This is a genomic window from Pseudomonas sp. BT76 TE3572 (assembly GCF_050435365.1).
GTDB lineage: Bacteria > Pseudomonadota > Gammaproteobacteria > Pseudomonadales > Pseudomonadaceae > Aquipseudomonas > Aquipseudomonas fluorescens_W.
This window is the reverse complement of the sequence record NZ_JBNDKE010000001.1, coordinates 6,897,688-6,916,154: the sequence shown is the minus strand read 5'-3', so window position 1 is coordinate 6,916,154 and position 18,467 is coordinate 6,897,688. Positions and strand designations below refer to the sequence as shown.

The window sequence follows — 18,467 nt, the reverse complement described above, 5'->3', positions numbered from 1 at the left end:
CAGCCACTGCAGTCAGCTGTCAGCAGGTTCACGATGTAGAGATGTTCGCGGGAGGCCATCCATCAGAAATGGAGGTCCGTCCGCATATGTCCGTTAATTTTTTTAATCCGCATTCCAAAACCTTCTACCGCCCAATCGACGCAGCATTGCGTTGGTGCAATCTCATCCGTTACGAAGCACAGATCGTCCAAGCGGCTTGGTCCTGTCCCGAGAAACTTGCCACCCTGTTCCCTCAGTGGCCGGATCTTCACGCGGCTACCGAAAAAATCTACGACGCAGTACGCAATGGAGAACTGCCTTATGGCTGTCTCGGTGTTTCGGTTCCCAGGGGGAGTTACGTGGAGCCCTTTCAGCTGACGATACGCCACTCCGATTTGCGCCACTGGATGCAAGTTTACTATCCCGATCAGAAGCCTAGCTTTCTGTTTGAATCGGGCAGAGATTCTCATGAAAAAGTCAGTATTGGAACCTTCCTTGCACTCCAAGCAGATAGGGATGTTCTGTTACGAGAGCTCAACTTGCTGCAACATCACTTCCAAGAGATTTTACAAGATCTTCAAACAATTGGGCTTGAACGGGACGACCTCAAAGCGATGGTCAAAACGCATGAACCACTCAGCGTACGTAGTGAAATCACTTACCAGAACATCATTGGCGTTTTAGTAGATCTCTTTCTAGGACATTCACCCGCTGGAAAGCCCCTATCTGTATTCAAGAATCAAGCAGCCATCGTCGATGCCATTATCGCACGCTATGGCGATGTACCAGGCCTGAGCAAACGAACGCTGGATGAGAAGTTCGCCGCAGCCAACCGCAACCTCAGAAAGAGCAAATAGACCGAAACATTGCATTGCAACACACCCGATTGCAGTGCAATGACGCCCTCCTCTTTCTGCTATTCAATTCAGGTCACTTCCCACCAAGTGCCAATCGGCGCCAGGAGTGACCAGCATGTCCAGCCAATCCTCACTTTTCGTTGAAGCGCCTCAACTGCAGGTAGACCGTCACATCATGCGGCGTGACGAGGTGGAGCGAAAAACCGGCTTCAAGCGTGCGCACATCTACAACTTGATGAAAGAAGGGAAATTCCCTCAGGCTAAACGCATTGGATTACGGGCAGTCGGCTGGGACTCGCTGGAAATCGAGCAGTGGGTCGCGCAACGCTTAGACCAGCTGGTCTGATGTGATGCGTGTGGTATCGGTGGTTTCCACTAAAGGTGGGGTAGGCAAAACTACAGTAGCTGCCAACCTCGGTGGTCTGCTGGCGGATGCTGGTCTGCGCGTCCTGTTGCTCGATCTAGATAGCCAACCCACCCTCTCCAGCTATTACGCCTTGAGCCAGAAGGCTGAGGCAGGTGCGTACGAATTCATCGCACTCAACCTAACAACTCCTGCACAGATTGTTTCCAAGACAGTGATCGCAGGGCTCGACCTGATCCTCTCCAACGACGATCAAGGCCGACTGAGCACCTTGCTGCTTCACGCTCCTGACGGGCGATTGCGTCTGCGCAATTTGCTCGGCAATTTCCGTCCCAACTATGACGTGCTTTTGATCGACACCCAGGGCGCACGTAGCGTGCTGCTGGAGATGGCCATTCTGGCCTCCGATCGCGCCCTCTCTCCGATTACACCGGAAATGCTTGCCGCTCGCGAACTGCGTCGCGGCACGATGAAGCTGATGAGTGAGCTCGAACCGTTCCGCCACCTCGGCATTACGCCGCCCCCTTTGCGACTGTTGCTGAACCAGGTGAATAGCATTCGAGTGGACACACGGATGATCATCCTCGGCCTGCGCGAGACTTTCGCCGAAGCTACCAATATCTCAGTTCTGGATACCGTAGTACCGGATCGAGTGGCGTATCTCAATGCCGCCTCCCTCGGCCTACCGGTCCACCGAATCGAGACACGCTGGTCATGTGGACGACGTTCACCCTCAGCGCTGGAAACCATGCAAGCGCTGGCCATCGAGTTGTTTCCGGAATGGCGCGAAACGATCTCTACGATGACTAGGTGCGCGGAGTCTCAATGAAACGAGTCACCCAGCTGGTATTTCTCACCCAGTCATTTTGTTTGACCAACATTGAGGCCAAACAGCGTTTGGCAAGGAGTTCTGTGATGCTGGATCAACTTCCCATCATCGTTCAGCCATCCGTTCGACCACACCATCCACTGAGCGAAGAGTACTGCACCGTGGTCTTTCGTCTGCAAGGTGGGCGCCCGGCCGTGGGCTGGCTCCTCGCAGAACTGTCCCGGCATGTCGAAGGTTCAGGGACTGCCGAGATCGTCAAGTTCGAGGTCGGTGACCATTTGTGCAACCGGCGTTAACTGAGGCTGTTCAAATGAAGAAGCTCAGCCGGGAGGAGATCACCGACAAGCTGCATGAGGGCCACTTCCCTCGGGGTCCAGAGCTAGAGCTGCTGTCCGATCCACTCACCGACACGCCCATGCTGGTCACTCTGGAGCAGTTGCGGCCCTACGAACACAACCCGCGCTTCATCCGTAATCCGCTGTATGGCGATATCAAGGCCTCGATCCGTGAACGCGGGCTGGATCAACCACCACCGATTACCCGCCGCCCGGGAGAAACCTGTTTCATCATCCGTAACGGCGGTAATACGCGCTTGGCGATTCTCGGCGAACTGTGGCAGGAAACCCACGACGAACGCTTCTTTCGCATTCATTGCCTGTTCCGACCTTGGGGTAATGAAATCAGCGCACTGCTCGGCCACCTGGTCGAAAGCGATCTGCACGGCCAGCTCACCTTCATCGAGCGAGCACTGGCTGTGGCCAAACTCAAAGCCATGCTCGAACAGGATGGAGCAGTGCTCTCGCAGCGCGAATTGGCACGACGCCTTGCCGCTGGAGGCTATCCGGTTTCGCAGTCGCATATCAGTCGGATGCTCGACACCCTCGAACACTTACTGCCCGCGATTCCACAAACCCTGTATGCCGGTTTGGGCAAGCCCCAGATCGAACGCCTGATAGGCCTACGTAGCCAGGCTGAACGAACCTGGAACCGTTATCCAACCGCCACCATTGCGTTCGCCGAATTTTGGCTCGAGACCCTGGGCGACTTCGATGCCGATCCCGAATCCTTCGATCTTGAGCAGATCCAGGATGAACTGCTCGAGCGCATGAGCCGTTTGCTCGGACATTCCTACCGCATGTTGGCCCTGGAGCTGAGCGACACCCAACGGGTCATCTCGACGCCTGGCGCTGTTGTCACCACTCCTCCGGAGAACAACGTTTCGCCGAGCGTTGATGAAGTCGAGGCAGGCCTGCCCTCCTCCGAGCCCCGTCCAAGATCAACCGAGAGTCTGATCGAACAAAGGATTGAGGAACTGCCAGCATCACCTGAAATGAATGTCGTATCAGCAGTCAACCCTCCGTCACGCGTCCAACAAATTCGTGAACAGATTGACCGCGAGACTTCCACCGATGCATCGCCCACCGTCGAAACCTGCACGATCGACGACATCTGGATCATCGCACCAGCACTCGATACCCCCGAACAACTGCGTTTAGCCATTGCCGGACTGGCGCGGGAAATGGCGGCCTATGCCGGACATCCCGAGAGCATCACCGACCAGCAGCATGGCTTGGGCTTCGCCCTCAACATCGAGCCACTTGATCTTGCAGTGCCTCGCGCGACCGGTGTTCACCTACTGCTCCTGGCCCTGCTGCGCGCTCAAGATGAAGTGAACTGGGAGGATCGCAAGCAACTGCCCTCAGCCCTGTTCGGACAGTTGTTGTTGGGGGTTTATCAACTTCCGTTGCCAGACCGTCCCGTCTTGGATGTAGGCCTCGAACGACTGCCCGACAGCTTGTTAATCAAACTGTATCGCCTGATCCGCCTGGCCCGCCGCCTGATCGACTTGACGCTTGCCCCTGAAGACGCCCCACCGAAGGAGCTAACATGAACCTGTCCTTCAACGTGCTCAATCAGGCCATGCTGACCCAAGTCCTACATGAGTTGCGCTTGGGTAACCTGCAGCGCTGCAAGGCACTTGGACTGGGTGAAGACGACATCTACCTGTTGCAATCCTTACCGCCAACGACCCTGTCACGCCTGGCCCATGCCACCGTACCCTGGGTAGAGGTCAAGATTGACTCGCCAGTGCTGCACCGATTGATCCAGCAAGCCGAACGTGACGAGCAGACCGAGCGCTTGATCAATCGAGCGCTCAAGCTCGGCGCCAGCAGCACCATCATGTACCAGTGCTTTGGCTTGGCGCATTCGGAAACCGCCCTGCGTCGACGTCTACTCAAGATAGAAACCCGTAAGGGTCGCCCGCAGAATTTGAGCGAAACGCAGGAACACGCGCTCTGGCAGCGTTGGTGCCAACTGCGGGTTCAGGACGGTACCGAGGATCAGCTCGACGCCATGATGATGCTTGCCGAAGAGCAACAAATCAGCTTGACCATCGTGTGGCAGCAGATCGACAAGTACAGCAACGGAACATGAACGCAGCCCCTCCCAGTCGCTGGCAGCGCGTCCTGCAGCAATGCACCCAGCAGCTGAGTGAACGCTGGCCCGTCCGCCCTACCACTGAACAACCCTCCAACCAGGCGCTGCAGGCGGGCTTTCTGTTCAGTGGCCAATCACATGAAGTCGTGCCACGTCGACTGCTGCTGGATAATCGTCTAACGCCATTGGAACGCAATGCTTGGCAGGTCTTTCGACTCATGCTGCACGGTCAGGGCGTGGTCACCCCGCGCTATGAGGATTTGCAGCCTTACCTGTCGAGCGTGCCCTACGGTGCTTCAGCCTCCCGTGAAACCATTGCTCGGGTGTTGACGATGCTCAGGCTGACGCGTTGGCTCAGTTTGGTGAGTCGCGGACGCGATCAGCTCAGCGGACGTCTCCAAGGTTCGCTGTATGTCCTGCACGATGAGCCGTTAACCCCCGCCGAAGCCATGGAACTGGATCAGGATTACCTGGCGCTGGTCGGACATGCCCTCGGTCATGCCACCAAGGCGGTGCGTATTGTCGCCCAGCACGTTGTAGAGGAAGTCCGCCAAGACACGAATATTGATCAGGATCAGTTACCGACGCGGCTCGACAGCTGGGGCGAACACTGGGCGCAGCGAGGATTGGATCAGGCAACCGATGCCACTCTGCACGATTCCGAACGGGGGGAAAATGCCCTCGTTCGGAATCGTGCAGGCCCTCGTTCGGATTCCGAACCGGGCCTGAACGCCAGCGTTTCCGGCACCGTTCGGAATCCGAACGCCGCCTGTACTGTATTAAAAGAAAGTATAAGTACTGTACCGCGCGCGACCCCAGCGGTGGATAACCTGCACTGGCCCGCGGTACTGCACCTGAGCCCAAACGAACGTAAGTCCGTCGCCGTGGCGCTGAACAAGCTCCAGCCCGCGGATCGGCAGGCGGTGCTCAACGAAGCGGGGGCACGCTGTGCGGCCGGTGGTATCCGCAAGCCAGCGGCCTATCTGATGGGACTAATACAGCGAGCACTGAAAGGCGACTTTCGTCCTTGGGTAGGTCAGGCAGAGTCGTCCCCTATTGCAGTACCGGCCCCACCGTCCACACCGGCCGCCTCGCGCCCCTCTCGACAACCGGGCGAACCTGCATCAGCCCTCGCCCAAGCGTGCCTGAATGAGCTACGCCAACTGCGCGGCAAACGCTCTGGAGGTCAGTAGATTTGATGCCAGTGGCATCAAATCCATGGAGTTCCACTCTACGAACACATCGAACCAAACCATGAAACTTTTAAGGAAAAGCCGGGACATCTCCGCCCGTGAACGTAGACGTCAGTGGATTTGATGCCACTGGCATCAAATCCACTGACGTCTCCATAGTTAACCCTCTTAAACCAAACCGAACAGACCGCATTCAGTTTTTTTGGCTGTCCTTGCCCCTCATATGTCGCAACGTTCCTGTCCAAGCGAATGCGAGGACAACACCGTGGCCGATCACTATCAACTCAACCTGGGTTCATTGCGCAGCAGCATCACCCTGACCCTGCACACCCACCACGCCGCCCGTATCTGGCAAGGTCGGGTCGCACGTGAAGGCGTCCACTCGATCATGGGCATGGCCGGCTACATCAGTGTCACCAACCTGATCAAACAAGCCGCGGCCCAGGACGATCCCTATGCCGACTGGGCCATCGTGCAACTCGAAGAAAAACTGATGCAGGCCAAGGCTGGGATGCTGGAACTGACCCAACAGCTGGACCGAATCAGACAGGACCTGCCGACACAGATCGACATGGGCGACAACCTCAACATCCACCCCGTCACCTTGCCGTTATACATCGGCAGCCAGCTCGGTTTTCTGGCGGTCTACCTGCTGACCAACTACGACACCCTGGTGCGTCGTACCCTATTGGCCCATCACACCGCCTTGATCGGCCGCGTCGACATGGAAGCCTGGATCGATGACGGCGCCCATCTGCTGCGCAGCCTATTCGGCCAGGCCCAGCGATATCGGCATGCCGGCGTCACACGCGATGACATGGCGGCGAACAACGCCCGTGCCATTGCGGCCATCGAGAAGATGGGTTTGCCCCCGATGGACATCCTGGAGGGTCATCGCCGCTCCCAGTTCGCGCCGCCAATCACTCGCCGTGGTTCGGTGGCAGTGGATGACGCTGACGCGTTGGCAGAGGAAGTCGGAGAGCCATCTGCGACAGTGGATGAGCCGGAGGACGAAGCATGAATCCCATGATCCCGATTCAACCAATGCCCTTCGAAGCGTTGACACCGGATGCCTATCGACAGCTCGAACACGCAGCCTCCCTAAAAGGCCTTTTAAAACCTTTTAAGGGTAAGGGGGAGTTGGAGCACCTGGCGCAGGTGGCGAGGGCAATCGAGGCGCAGTTACGTCACCTGATGGAGGCTGTTGTGCAGCAAGCCGGACAGCCCCCTTACTCACTGCTGGATATCCGATTGGTGCTGCAGAACACCAGCGCTGGCAGCACCTTTTTGCGTTGGCGCACCCGTGACTTTGCCCGTATGGGAGTCTCGGTCTGGGAACGCCAGGTCTGCAACAAAGCCTTGCCGCAGGTCGTACGCGAGGGATTGCACCATTTCGAATGCAATCGCATCGCACTGAACCTACAGATGAGTGTGGTGCATTCGCTCTACCGCCAGGCCACGACCTGCGCGATCAAAATGGACAGTGCCGAACGGCTGCTGCGCCAGTTCACAACCGCAGTGGAGATATCACGATGAGTACTTTTTTCGTCGGCGAAGGCAACATCGGCAGTCCGCCAGAGTTCCAGGAATTCGCCTCAGGCAATGACGAGCCACGGCGTTTGCTACGGCTGAATGTGTACTTCGACAACCCCGTGCCACGCGATGGCAGCTATGAAGATCGAGGTGGCTATTGGGCGCCGGTTGAGCTCTGGCACCGCGAGGCTGAACACTGGAGCACCCTGTACCAGAAAGGTATGCGTGTGCTGGTCGAAGGCCGCACCGTACGCGATGAGTGGGAGGACAGCGAAGACAATGCGCGGGTGACCTTCAAGATCGAGGCCCGTCGAGTCGGCATTCTGCCTCACCGGGTGCACAGCGTGGTCATGCGGGAACGATCCAGTGAACCCGCGGCATCTGCGACACACGTCGGGAAAAGTACAGAACAGGCCCGTTCACCAGCGTCGAAACCCAGAAAGCGCAGTGGGCAGCCGCCTGCGGACTGACAGACTTCAGGCATAAAAATTGCGCCTTTGCGCGAAGTTGCGGGCGTGTTACTTCGCGCTGCTCGTGAAGATCCACACTGCCGTCGCAACGGGTTAGCAGCCTCGGCCCATTCAAGCCTGCCCTCACCGACTAATATGAGGAACCTGCAATTCAGGTTTCTCATATCTCGCAACTGCTGTTTCCAACAACGCTGCTCCGAACTCAATCCGGAGCAGTTCTATGCGCCTCTTCCTCTGCGAAAAACCTTCCCAGGGTCGGGACATCGCCAAGGTACTCGGGGCCACTCGGCGTGGTGATGGTTGCCTGATCGGCACAGAGACAACCGTCACCTGGTGTATCGGCCACCTGCTGGAGACAGCATCGCCTGAAGCCTATGGCGAGCAATTCAAGAGTTGGTCGTTGGATCATCTACCGATCATCCCCGCGCAGTGGATGGTCGAGGTCAAACCCAAGACTGCGGCACAGTTCAACGTCATCAAGCGCCTGCTCAGTGAAGCCTCTGCTGTCGTCATCGCGACCGACGCCGATCGAGAAGGTGAAATGATTGCCCGCGAGCTACTGGAACTCTGCAAGTATCGAGGTCCCGTTCAACGACTTTGGTTGTCCGCACTCAACGAGGCGTCGATTCGCAAGGCACTGTCCTCACTGAAGTCTGGTCAGGAGACCTTCCTGTTTTACCACTCAGCCCTCGCCCGCAGCCGCGCCGATTGGCTGATCGGCATGAACCTGAGTCGTTTGTTTACCCTTCTTGGTCGGCGGGCGGGCTACGACGGTGTATTGTCGGTTGGACGCGTCCAGACACCCACTTTACGTCTGGTAGTCGATCGGGATCGTGCGATTGCCAGCTTCGTCTCGGTGCCCTACTGGGAAGTGGAGGTGCACCTGTCCTCAATGGGGCAACCATTCATCGCGTCGTGGTTACCACCCAGTTCAGGGCAGGACGAGGCAGGTCGTTGCCTGCAACAAGCGCTGGCCATTCAGGCGACCCAAGAGATTTCTAGCGGTAAGACCGCCACAGTACTCTCGCTGCAGACTGAGCGTTTCCGAGAACCTCCGCCCCTGCCCTTCGACCTGAGCACACTGCAAGAAGTCTGCTCGCGCAAGCTGGGACTCGGCGTTCAGGAAACCCTGAACATCGCCCAAGCCCTGTATGAAAACCACAAAGCCACCTCCTACCCACGCAGCGATTGCCGTTATTTGCCAGCGAGTATGTTCAATGAGGTACCCGCGGTATTCGATGCCCTGCTCAAAACGGATCCGGCGCTGCAGCCCACATTCGAAAGACTCGATCGATCACTGCACTCCCGCGTGTGGAACGATGCCAAGGTCACCGCGCACCACAGCATCATCCCCACCACCGAGCCGGCGAACCTGGCGCGGATGTCCGAACAAGAACGCCAAGTCTACGAACTGATTCGTAGCCACTACCTCGCGCAATTTCTTCCGCATCATGAGTTTGATCGAACTCAGGTCGAACTGAAGTGCGGCAAAGAGCGATTGACTGCTGTTGGCAAACAGATCCTGATCCAGGGCTGGAAAGGCTTGCTCTACGAAAGCACCGAGGAGGATGAGCCCAGTCAAAAGTCCCAAGTCTTACCCGTCCTGCGACAGGGTACTCAGTGCGCAGTGAACGACGTCGAACTCAAATCCATGCGCACCGCCGCTCCCAAACCTCTCACCGAAGGCGATCTGATCAAGGCGATGAAAAACGTGGCCAAGCTGGTCAACGACCCACGCCTGAAGCAGAAACTTCGGGACACCACCGGAATCGGTACCGAAGCCACGCGAGCCGGCATCATCAAGGGGTTGATTGATCGCGGCTATTTGCTGAAGAAAAAACGCGCCTTAATGGCCTCCGCAGCGGCCCATACTCTGATCGAGGCGGTACCCGCTGCAGTCGCGGATCCGGGTATGACCGCGATCTGGGAACAGGCTCTGGACGAAATCGAAGCGGGACGTCTGACCCTGGATGCGTTCGTCGCCAAGCAGGCGAACTGGATTGCACAATTGGTCGAACACTGTGGCGCACTCACCTTGGCGGTACCGGTCAAAGCCGGCCCGACCTGCCCCATTTGCAACGCCTCAATGCGCAGGCGAAAGGGGAAATCAGGGCCGTTCTGGTCATGCTCCCACTACCCCGACTGTAAGGGAACAGTGCCGATCAGAAAAGATACGCGTCGCTCATGACGCTTCACTGGAGATCGACATGAGTATTGGGGTGATCAGTGCATCATCAACGGCGGCTGATCCCTCTCTAAGTCGATAAAGTGTTGTCCGATTTCACGGGCCAAGGCAAAGAAAGTGACCGCGCCTTTATCCTGGCAACCATCGAACAATTGGCCGCTCATCTCGGCAGTAAGTAACCTCTTTCATCGTGCTCAATGTAGTGGCTTATGCGAGATCGCCCACTGGCTTGACGTGATCCCACCCTCTCTGCTGTAGTGTCTCAGGATCATCGCCAACGGCGACCCAAGACCGAATCGCTCCGGGCAGCTCGGTCGAACTCCTTGAGTTCGGAGCCTTCTCTTTCTGCGGAATTTCATTCCTGATTTGTGCTCGACCTGATCACGGTGGCGGATGACCACTGTTGCCTCTACCAGGCAATAGCGGTCATCCGCTTCAGCGATCGTATTCAGTTCCGGAGCCCACCGGGGAAACACTGGGCACCCTTTGTGCGCGGATGCGTGCCAGCATGTTCCGACCCGGGCCACGACAAGGGTCGGTTGGCGAAGCGTGACGCAGTGAGTAAAGTTTTGCGAGGAGTTTGTCGACTGCGTACGACCGTCAAAGGTGGCTTTTCTCTTCTTCGCCTGGCACCCCGCCAGGCCCACTCTTCACTTTCTTCAGTCCAGTGACTACCACTATATTCCGGCCATAAAAAATCGGGTGGCAGCGTCTTGACGCTCCCCTATGACAGGCTTATACAAAGGGCGTGGTTCGCTGTCGTTGACAGCCCAGCCCAGGTAGCCAGAACCTTCAAGGCTACGCCACGTTCGTGGTGGTTTACCCAAGTGCGATCAGCGTTCGGAAGCTCGCGCGGTTACCGCTTCAGCGGTAATGAATGCCCACTACCTCATGCCTGCGAATCACCACCGCAGACGCTCCTCTGCTGCACCGCTATTTCCCCAGACGCATCGTTTTGATCGTCATCGGCTTGCCGGTGGCGAGTCGTTCATCGCTCGCCTTCACCTTACCCACCCTGACGGAGGCTCACTTCCCCGTCAGGGGCTGTGCGTCGCCGTTTTCCCTTGAAACAGGAGAACCTCCATGACCCACGCCAACCACTCCCAAGAAGCGACCACTTACTTCAATCTGCACACCGTCGGTATCGGTTATCTCAACCGTGTTCGTGAAGTACAAGTCCGCCGCGGCCAGCCATTCATGGCTTGCGATATCGCCGCCCTGCACGGTGCCACCGATGCGGTGGAGTACACCCGTTTCGACTGCAAAGTCGCTGGGGGTGAAGCTGAACGCTTGATTCGTCTCTATATCGACGCCGTCAAAGCCGAGAAAAAGGTCTTGCTTTCGTTCCGTATCGGCGACCTGTGGATCGATCCGTTTCTCTACGAGAAAGGCGATAAACAAGGTCAACCGGGCGCCAGCCTGAAAGGTCGTTTGCTGTTCATCGACTGGATCAAGGTCAACGGCACGTTCGAATACAAAGCGCCCGCCAGGCACGAAGTAATAGCACCTGCTGAGCAAGCGCCAAACAGTGAGCCATCCCCATCATCGGCTGACACCGAAGCTGAGGAGACCGCAAACCCAACAGAGACTCGGGTCGAACCTGAATCTCCACCCACTCCCCGCACGGCCCGCCGTGATGCCACCCGTACCGTTCAGTCCGCCTGAACAGTCCACGATGTTCCTCATCAAGGCGCTCCGTCGAGCGCCTTTTCTTCAATCCGCACAGGAGAACCAACATGGAATCCTTCTGGCTTTGCGACGACTGCCTGTTCGCTACTGCTTACGAGGACTACAGCACGTTATCGCTCTATTACACGACGGATAAAATTGAGAAACGCATCGCCGGCATACATCGAGGACTGGTTCGGTTAATGCCCATCAGTGCCGACTTCGATCCCGAAACTGGCTGGGGAATAAAAGCCTTTTCCCCATTGCCCTGCGACGGTTGTGGTTCACACCTACACGGTCAACGCCACCGATTCACGCGGCTGTAAACAGCGCGCCATCTGCTGACGCCCGCAACTCTATATCCACCTCGGGGACACCACTCCCCTCGGGTGTGTACCCCTGATTGTTCCCTTCGGAGGTACCACCATGAGCACCCAACTCACACTGATCGAGACTTCGGATTTCGAGGCTGATCGTATCGTCCAAGAAAACCAGGTGATCGACGAAGCACTGCATATTCTGGATCGTCGGATGTTCGCCCGCGGCCCTAACCTGACGTCGCCTGACGCTGTGGCCTCATACGTAAAACTGCATCTTGTGCAACAAGAGCATGAAGTCTTCGGTGTGATATTTCTCGATGCCAAACACCGGGTGTTGGCGTTCGAAGTCCTCTTTCACGGCAGCATTGATGGCGCCAGCGTTTACCCCCGCCAAGTCGTCAAGCGTTCCCTCGCGCATAACGCTGCGGCCGCCATTTTTGTTCACAACCACCCTTCAGGTTGTACAGAACCCAGCCAGGCGGATCGCGTCTTGACCGCACGGTTGAAAGAGGCCTTGGCCTTGATCGAAGTGCGCGTACTGGATCACTTCATCGTGGGTGAAGGTCGTCCACTTTCCCTTGCCGAACTTGGTTGGCTTTAACCCTCACAGGCGTCTTCGGGCGCCTTGTTCATTTTCATTCTGGAGAACCCTCATGAACCCCACACACCAAGCTGCAGCCCTGCTGACAGCCTCAAACCCATTTGCTCGCGGTTACGACAACCTTCATATCGAACGGCTGCTACTGATCACCTACGAAGACGACTGCCCTCCCTGCTTTCGACACGTGCACAACTCACAAGCCCATCTGCCCGACAATGAGCTGCAACTGTTCGCCTGCCTGTTCAATGACGATTTCGCCGTGATCAGCGAAGGCCAATCCATTCCGGATGATTTGGATGAACGCTGTCAGTCCACCGGCCTGGTGCGCCAAGTGATCTACGCTGTGATGGGCGAAATGCTCAACGAGCCGTATCACGTCGCAGACCTGTACTCCCTGGAAGAGGCACAAGCCATGGTTCATGGCTTGAGCTTCGAAACGGGACACTACAGTCGAGCCTGGGAAATCAGTACCGCGCACCTTCCCGAAGAATCGATGCTTTATCTGGAGGAGTGGGTCAGTAACTTCGCTCTGCGGCAAACCGGCCTCTTGTTCGAACTTTTTACGCTGCCAGATTGCTGCGGTATCGGTTGCAAACTGATCGGAATGCCATGGACGGACGAGAACTTGTTGAACATTGAGGGCAATCGTTATTCGAGCTTGAGACAAGAACAACTCGACGCAGGCACACCGGAAGCCTTGGTCAACGTACTGTATCTGGCGGCGTTGACGGATGTGCGATTGTTGATCTTCGACCCCGACGCTGCCGTCTTGGATGGGCTCGCCATTTTCGATGAATAGCAACGTGTTCAGTGTTAACACGACCCACCTTGAATCAACTTTCTCACTGAATCGCTCCTTCACCTCATGTCAGGTTCTGCACTGAATCTGACATGAGGTTTCTTCCATGGAGCGTTTTTTCACGCCTGTCTGCCTGCTGGGTTTGTTGAGCGCCTGCACCGCGCAAATCCCCGACCCTTTGCCGACCAATCCAGAGATAGACAGTGGCTTCAATCGGGCCCAGCACTCGAGGGTCACAGCCGACGAAAGGCATCCGGCAGAACTTCGTTATGGCCGCTACACACTGGTCAGCACCGAGCCCACCATGGAACAACGCGATCTTCTTGCCCAAATTATTGACGTGAACATCCCATCCAGCCTGAGCCCTTCAGTGCAGGATGCGTTGCAGTATGTATTGCAACGCTCGGGCTATGCGCTCTGTCCTGTTTCCGCGTCGGTGAAGGTGCTGTTTACCCGCCCTCTGCCCGCAGCTCATTACCGGCTTGGCCCAATCCCGTTGCACAGCGCGCTGCAAGTGCTCGCTGGCCCCGCCTGGCAACTCACGACCGATGATGTCAGCCGTTCGGTCTGCTTCGAACAGAAAAAAACTGATGCCGGCATCGTGCTGATCACACCCGTCTCGCCCGATCAGTCGGAGTTACGCCCATGAAAGCCTCGACGTTTCAAACCCTCATCATTGGGCTGCTATGCCTAGTGGTCGCCGGCCTGAGTGGTGGTTTGTATAACCAGTATCAACGCGTGGCCGAACTGCAGAGCACGAACACTCAACACCTACAAACCCTGGACATCCTGCAACGTGATTCAAACGCCCTCAAGGATGCACAGGAGAAGCTGCAGTACGCGCTGAAAGACCTGAAGCAGATGGTCGATACCGGTGAGCAACAGGCCAATACCCTTGATCCGATGTTGGATCAGTGGGCGCAAGAGATACAGGAATTGCGCGATGGTCTGGCAGCCCGCGCCAACGCAGCAGACATAACAGCGCTACACGCACGCCTTGAGCTCGTCGAGCAGCAGCTTCTGGACCTCAGGACCCAGTCATCCCACCCACCGCTGACGTCTTCCGTAACCAAACCGAGAAAAGCCGCTCGCCCCAAGCCCGTCCCGCTCTCACCCCCGTTCTCGGTGTTGGGTGTCGAGTCCCGCGGGGGTGAGCGCTTTCTAGCGGTCGCACCTCATGACAGTCGCGCTCTCATGGATGTTCGACTGCTGCATAGCGGCGAGCATCTCGGAACTTGGCACCTGAAAGTGCTGGAGCCGAACTCAGCCATCTTCGCGGTGGCCGCTCAGTCAGATCAGACCGTGCTCCTCCCTTGAGAAGTGATCATGAACAGAGCGCTACTGCCCACCGTTGTCTGTCTCGCTTCGTTACTGGCCATGGGCGCTGCGATGGGCAACCCCGTCACGATACAGTCTCGGACCCAGGACACGCAGTCTGCTCCGCTGGGGCGCTCTGACTCTGAACAGGCGGCGAGCTGGGGGCTGACCGAGCAGGAGTGGACGCGCTTCGAACAGATCCAAGCCGGCCCGCGCGGGTTCTGGAGCCCGAACCTCGATCCGTTGACCGCACTCGGAGTCGAGGCCGAGACCGACCAAGAGCGCCAACGCTATGCCGAATTACAGGTAGCGCTGGAAGCCAAACGCGCCGAGCGCGAACTGGCCTACCAGAACGCTTACACCGCAGCCTGGGCCAAGCTGTTTCCCGGGCTGCTGCCGATCCAGGGCATGGCATCCCCATCCCCGACCAACTCAGCGGTCGCGCCGCGCCAAGCTCTGTTTGTCGAGGACCATTGCCCAGCGTGCACCGCCGAAGCGCAGCGTCTGCAAAACAGTGACACGGCGTTCGATATCTATCTGGTGGGCAGCCAAGGCCAGGATGAACGCATCCGTAGCTGGGCTCGGCAAGCGGACATCGATCCGGCAAGGGTCCAACGTCGGCAGATCACCCTGAACCATGACCGTGGTCGCTGGTTCAACCTGGGTGCCCCGGGGCCATTGCCTGCCACATTTCAACAGGTGAACGGACAATGGCAACGCCTCGACTGAGTGCTATTGCGCTCATGCTGACGATGCTCGCCGTCCAAGCTGACGAATTGCCGCCTCCTGCCTACCAACTGGCGGCGCATGACGCCGACATTCCTTCTACGGTGTTGTTCGCGATTGCCCTGCAGGAGAGTGGTATCCGCGTCCGTGGTCGCCTGCGGCCCTGGCCTTGGACCCTGAACATCGCCGGTAGCCCTTACCGCTTCGCCACTCGCCAGGCCGCCTGTCACGCCTTACTTAAGGCACTCGCCCGACATGACGCCAAGCGGGTCGATGTCGGTCTCGGGCAAACCAACCTGGGTTACCACGGACAACGCTTTTCCAGTCCCTGCGAAGCCCTTGATCCCTACCGAAATCTCGCGGTGACCGCCGAGCTGTTGCAGGAGCATCACGCTACCACCGGTGATTGGGTTTTGGCTGCCGGACGCTATCACCGCCCGGCGGGAGGAGCGCCAGCCGCACGTTACCGCGCAGGTTTTTCCCGGCAACTCGAACGACTGCTGATTGCCTTCAAACAGGACACACCACCATGAAGCAAATGCCACTTACATGCTACTTCATCTTGCTCTTGGCACCTTTCGCGCAGCCGGAGTTGACCGTAGCCGGGGATCAGCCTAGCGACTTCACCCGCCCCCATTTTCAGGTTGCCAGGCCGCTAATAAACAACAAGATCCAGCCTGATCGGGCCATGCATGCGGACCTGTCCACGGTTACCGATGAAGCCTGGATACTGCCCATCCGCAGCTCTCAGTTGAGCCCCGGCAAAATCACGCCTCGCGCCCTGAACATGCCGGGCTTGCGGCCATTTTTCCTGGTCGGTGAGGATCCCCAATCACTGGCTTGGTTGCGTCAACGCGCAGCTGAACTGCAGGAAATGGGCGCGGCCGGCCTCGCCGTCGAAGTGGCCGATACTGAAGTCCTAGCCCGGATTCGAGCAGCCGCTCCGGGCATCACCATCCTGCCGGTCAACGGCAACGACATCGCCACTCGCCTGCAGATAGAGCACTACCCCGTATTGATCACCGCCACATCACTGGAACAGTGAGTCCAAGCCATGGCCGACCATGCAATGGAGTCCAAGCTCCGGCCAGCGGTGGAGCTGTACACCGTGGCGATCTGCATCGCCGCCGCCGTGCTGTGTGTGTACTCGCCCTGGGCCGTGGCCCTGTCACCCGAGATCGGTCTGGTTGCAGCGTTGGCCTATGCCCTGTTTGGCCTGATTCGTCTGCGCCAAGCCTGGGAGGTGTTGCGCTATCGGCGCAATATCCGTCGGCTGCCCCGCTACGAACTGACCAGTCGCCAGATTCCGGTCAGCCGTAAGCGTTTGTTCATGGGTCGCGGCTTTCGCTGGACCCGCCTGCACACCCAGCGCTTGGTCGAGGCCCAGGATCCGGCGGTCGCCCACTATGTCGACCAACCGACCAGCTACCGCTTGGCCCGTGGTCTCGAACGGCGCCTGGAGCATGCACCATTTCCACTCTCGATACTGGCCCGTGTCACGGCCTGGGACAGTGCCTTCAATCCGATGCGCCCTTTGCCCCCGGTCGGTGGGTCGCCGCTGTTGCATGGGGTCGAGCCCGATGAAACGGAAATCAGTCTGCCGCTGGGCGAACGGGTCGGACATACCCTGGTGCTGGGCACGACCCGTGTCGGCAAGACCCGGCTCGCCGAGGTGTATATCACCCAGGACATTCATCGCATCGAACACGAGGTAGTCATCGTCTTCGATCCGAAGGGCGACGCTGACTTGCTCAAGCGCATGTACGTCGAAGCCAAACGGGCCGGTCGAGAAAAGGAATTTTATATCTTCCATCTGGGCTGGCCAGAGATCTCCGCTCGCTACAACGCCGTGGGACGTTTCGGACGCATTTCTGAGGTGGCGTCTCGCATTGCCGGTCAGCTCAGCGGTGAAGGCAACTCCGCGGCATTTCGCGAGTTTGCCTGGCGCTTCGTCAACATCATTGCCCGCGCTCTGATCGAACTGGGCCGACGTCCGGACTACCTGCAGATTCAGCGACATGTGGTGAACATCGACGCACTATTCATCGAGTACGCCCAGCAGTTCTTTGCCAAGACCGACCCAAAAGCGTGGGAAGTGATTGTCCAGCTTGAAGGCAAGCTCACCGAGAAGAACATTCCCCGGCATATGGTCGGGCGCGAAAAGCGCGTGGTGGCCATCGAGCAGTACCTGGCGGTGAAACGGGTATTTGATCCGGTACTGGACGGACTGCGTTCGGCGGTACGCTACGACCGTACTTACTTCGACAAAATCGTGGCTTCGCTACTGCCGCTGCTGGAGAAACTCACCACCGGCAAGACCGCACAGTTACTGGCCCCCAACTACACCGATTTAGATGACCCGCGGCCAATCTTCGACTGGATGCAGATCATCCGAAAACGCGGCATCGTCTACGTCGGCCTAGATGCACTGACCGACGCCGAAGTGGCCGCCGCTGTGGGCAACTCCATGTTCGCCGATTTGGTCTCGGTCGCCGGCCACATCTACAAACATGGCATCGACCATGGCCTGCCCGCATCGGGCAGGAGCAGTGTCAAGTTACCGATCAACCTGCACGCCGACGAGTTCAACGAGTTGATGGGCGATGAATTCATCCCGCTGATCAATAAGGGTGGCGGTGCCGGTATCCAGGTAACCGCCTACACCCAGACCCTCAGCGATATCGAAGCACGTATCGGCAACCGCGCCAAAGCTGGCCAGGTTATTGGCAACTTCAACACCCTGCAGATGCTGCGGGTGCGCGAAACCGCCACTGCGGAACTGCTCACCCAGCAATTGCCCAAGGTAAACGTGCTGACCAAAACCCTGGTGTCGGGGGCGACTGACACCTCCGATCCTGAAGCCAATACAGACTTCACTTCGTCCTTGCAGGACCGCGTCAGCAGCACCAGCGTGCCGTTGATCGAGCCTGCTCATATCGTCAGTTTACCCAAGGGACAAATGTTCTCTTTCCAGGCCGGTGGCCAGCTTTGGAAAGTCCGTATGCCGTTACCCAAACCCTCCAACGATGATGCCATGCCCAAGGACCTGCAGGAGCTCACCCAACGGATGCGAGCGGCTTACAACGAGCAGGCGGGGCAATGGTGGAGCGCAAGCGGTGGTGGGCCAACAATTGACTTCGATTTAGAACAGGTGGGGTAACCCGCCCCCGCCACCGATTTTTATTCA

General features: G+C 57.8%; 21 protein-coding genes. All 21 read left to right on the top strand.

The window, feature by feature from the left end; all coding sequences use genetic code 11:
- The first annotated feature begins 86 nt into the window (after window positions 1-86).
- Entirely contained in the window at window positions 87-836 is a 750-nt protein-coding gene (locus tag ABH912_RS31675; RefSeq protein ID WP_429512784.1) for a hypothetical protein, read from the top strand.
- Between the two features lie 115 nt (window positions 837-951).
- A complete protein-coding gene (locus ABH912_RS31670) occupies window positions 952-1,182 on the top strand; it encodes an AlpA family transcriptional regulator (RefSeq protein ID WP_429512782.1) in 231 nt (76 codons plus the stop codon).
- A 4-nt stretch (window positions 1,183-1,186) separates the two neighbouring features.
- The gene (locus ABH912_RS31665; protein WP_429512780.1) at window positions 1,187-2,029 is read left to right on the top strand and encodes a ParA family protein; all 843 of its coding nucleotides are present in this window, start codon (window positions 1,187-1,189) and stop codon (window positions 2,027-2,029) included.
- 86 nt (window positions 2,030-2,115) lie between these two features.
- Window positions 2,116-2,325, top strand: a complete 210-nt coding sequence (locus ABH912_RS31660) for a hypothetical protein (protein WP_429512778.1) — start codon at window positions 2,116-2,118, stop codon at window positions 2,323-2,325.
- A gap of 14 nt (window positions 2,326-2,339) precedes the next feature.
- On the top strand, window positions 2,340-3,920 hold the full coding sequence (locus ABH912_RS31655) for a ParB family protein (protein WP_429512776.1): 1,581 nt from the start codon (window positions 2,340-2,342) through the stop codon (window positions 3,918-3,920).
- Window positions 3,917-4,465, top strand: coding sequence for a DUF2857 domain-containing protein (locus ABH912_RS31650; protein ID WP_429512775.1), 549 nt, complete (start codon window positions 3,917-3,919; stop codon window positions 4,463-4,465). Before ABH912_RS31655 ends, ABH912_RS31650 begins: the two co-directional genes overlap by 4 nt.
- Window positions 4,462-5,661: an STY4528 family pathogenicity island replication protein gene (locus tag ABH912_RS31645; RefSeq protein ID WP_429512773.1), complete on the top strand. Its 1,200-nt coding sequence runs from the start codon at window positions 4,462-4,464 to the stop codon at window positions 5,659-5,661. The genes ABH912_RS31650 and ABH912_RS31645 overlap by 4 nt, the downstream gene beginning before the upstream one ends.
- A gap of 265 nt (window positions 5,662-5,926) precedes the next feature.
- The gene (locus ABH912_RS31640; RefSeq protein ID WP_429512772.1) at window positions 5,927-6,682 is read left to right on the top strand and encodes a PFL_4669 family integrating conjugative element protein; all 756 of its coding nucleotides are present in this window, start codon (window positions 5,927-5,929) and stop codon (window positions 6,680-6,682) included.
- Window positions 6,679-7,197 carry a DUF3158 family protein gene (locus tag ABH912_RS31635; protein WP_429512771.1) on the top strand — a complete coding sequence of 173 codons (519 nt, stop codon included), beginning with the start codon at window positions 6,679-6,681 and terminating at the stop codon, window positions 7,195-7,197. The genes ABH912_RS31640 and ABH912_RS31635 overlap by 4 nt, the downstream gene beginning before the upstream one ends.
- The gene (locus ABH912_RS31630) at window positions 7,194-7,664 is read left to right on the top strand and encodes a single-stranded DNA-binding protein (protein WP_429512770.1); all 471 of its coding nucleotides are present in this window, start codon (window positions 7,194-7,196) and stop codon (window positions 7,662-7,664) included. The genes ABH912_RS31635 and ABH912_RS31630 overlap by 4 nt, the downstream gene beginning before the upstream one ends.
- 220 nt (window positions 7,665-7,884) lie before the next feature.
- A complete protein-coding gene (locus ABH912_RS31625; protein ID WP_429512769.1) occupies window positions 7,885-9,852 on the top strand; it encodes a DNA topoisomerase III in 1,968 nt (655 codons plus the stop codon).
- A 1,080-nt stretch (window positions 9,853-10,932) separates the two neighbouring features.
- The gene (locus tag ABH912_RS31620; RefSeq protein WP_429512768.1) at window positions 10,933-11,514 is read left to right on the top strand and encodes an STY4534 family ICE replication protein; all 582 of its coding nucleotides are present in this window, start codon (window positions 10,933-10,935) and stop codon (window positions 11,512-11,514) included.
- A 71-nt stretch (window positions 11,515-11,585) separates the two neighbouring features.
- Window positions 11,586-11,843 carry a hypothetical protein gene (locus ABH912_RS31615; protein ID WP_429512766.1) on the top strand — a complete coding sequence of 86 codons (258 nt, stop codon included), beginning with the start codon at window positions 11,586-11,588 and terminating at the stop codon, window positions 11,841-11,843.
- A gap of 100 nt (window positions 11,844-11,943) precedes the next feature.
- Window positions 11,944-12,438 carry a RadC family protein gene (radC, locus tag ABH912_RS31610; RefSeq protein WP_429512764.1) on the top strand — a complete coding sequence of 165 codons (495 nt, stop codon included), beginning with the start codon at window positions 11,944-11,946 and terminating at the stop codon, window positions 12,436-12,438.
- 52 nt (window positions 12,439-12,490) lie between these two features.
- The gene (locus ABH912_RS31605) at window positions 12,491-13,237 is read left to right on the top strand and encodes an ABC transporter substrate-binding protein (RefSeq protein ID WP_429512763.1); all 747 of its coding nucleotides are present in this window, start codon (window positions 12,491-12,493) and stop codon (window positions 13,235-13,237) included.
- 106 nt (window positions 13,238-13,343) lie between these two features.
- Window positions 13,344-13,886 carry a PilL N-terminal domain-containing protein gene (locus tag ABH912_RS31600; RefSeq protein ID WP_429512762.1) on the top strand — a complete coding sequence of 181 codons (543 nt, stop codon included), beginning with the start codon at window positions 13,344-13,346 and terminating at the stop codon, window positions 13,884-13,886.
- Window positions 13,883-14,554: a chemotaxis protein gene (locus tag ABH912_RS31595; RefSeq protein WP_429512760.1), complete on the top strand. Its 672-nt coding sequence runs from the start codon at window positions 13,883-13,885 to the stop codon at window positions 14,552-14,554. Before ABH912_RS31600 ends, ABH912_RS31595 begins: the two co-directional genes overlap by 4 nt.
- Before the next feature lie 9 nt (window positions 14,555-14,563).
- Window positions 14,564-15,283: a TIGR03759 family integrating conjugative element protein gene (locus ABH912_RS31590; RefSeq protein ID WP_429512758.1), complete on the top strand. Its 720-nt coding sequence runs from the start codon at window positions 14,564-14,566 to the stop codon at window positions 15,281-15,283.
- On the top strand, window positions 15,265-15,813 hold the full coding sequence (locus tag ABH912_RS31585; RefSeq protein WP_429512757.1) for a lytic transglycosylase: 549 nt from the start codon (window positions 15,265-15,267) through the stop codon (window positions 15,811-15,813). Before ABH912_RS31590 ends, ABH912_RS31585 begins: the two co-directional genes overlap by 19 nt.
- A complete protein-coding gene (locus ABH912_RS31580; protein ID WP_429512755.1) occupies window positions 15,810-16,325 on the top strand; it encodes an integrating conjugative element protein in 516 nt (171 codons plus the stop codon). The genes ABH912_RS31585 and ABH912_RS31580 overlap by 4 nt, the downstream gene beginning before the upstream one ends.
- Before the next feature lie 9 nt (window positions 16,326-16,334).
- Window positions 16,335-18,440 (top strand): type IV conjugative transfer system coupling protein TraD, encoded by a 2,106-nt coding sequence (gene traD / locus ABH912_RS31575; protein WP_429512753.1) that lies wholly within the window; start codon window positions 16,335-16,337, stop codon window positions 18,438-18,440.
- The last annotated feature ends 27 nt before the right edge of the window (window positions 18,441-18,467 follow it).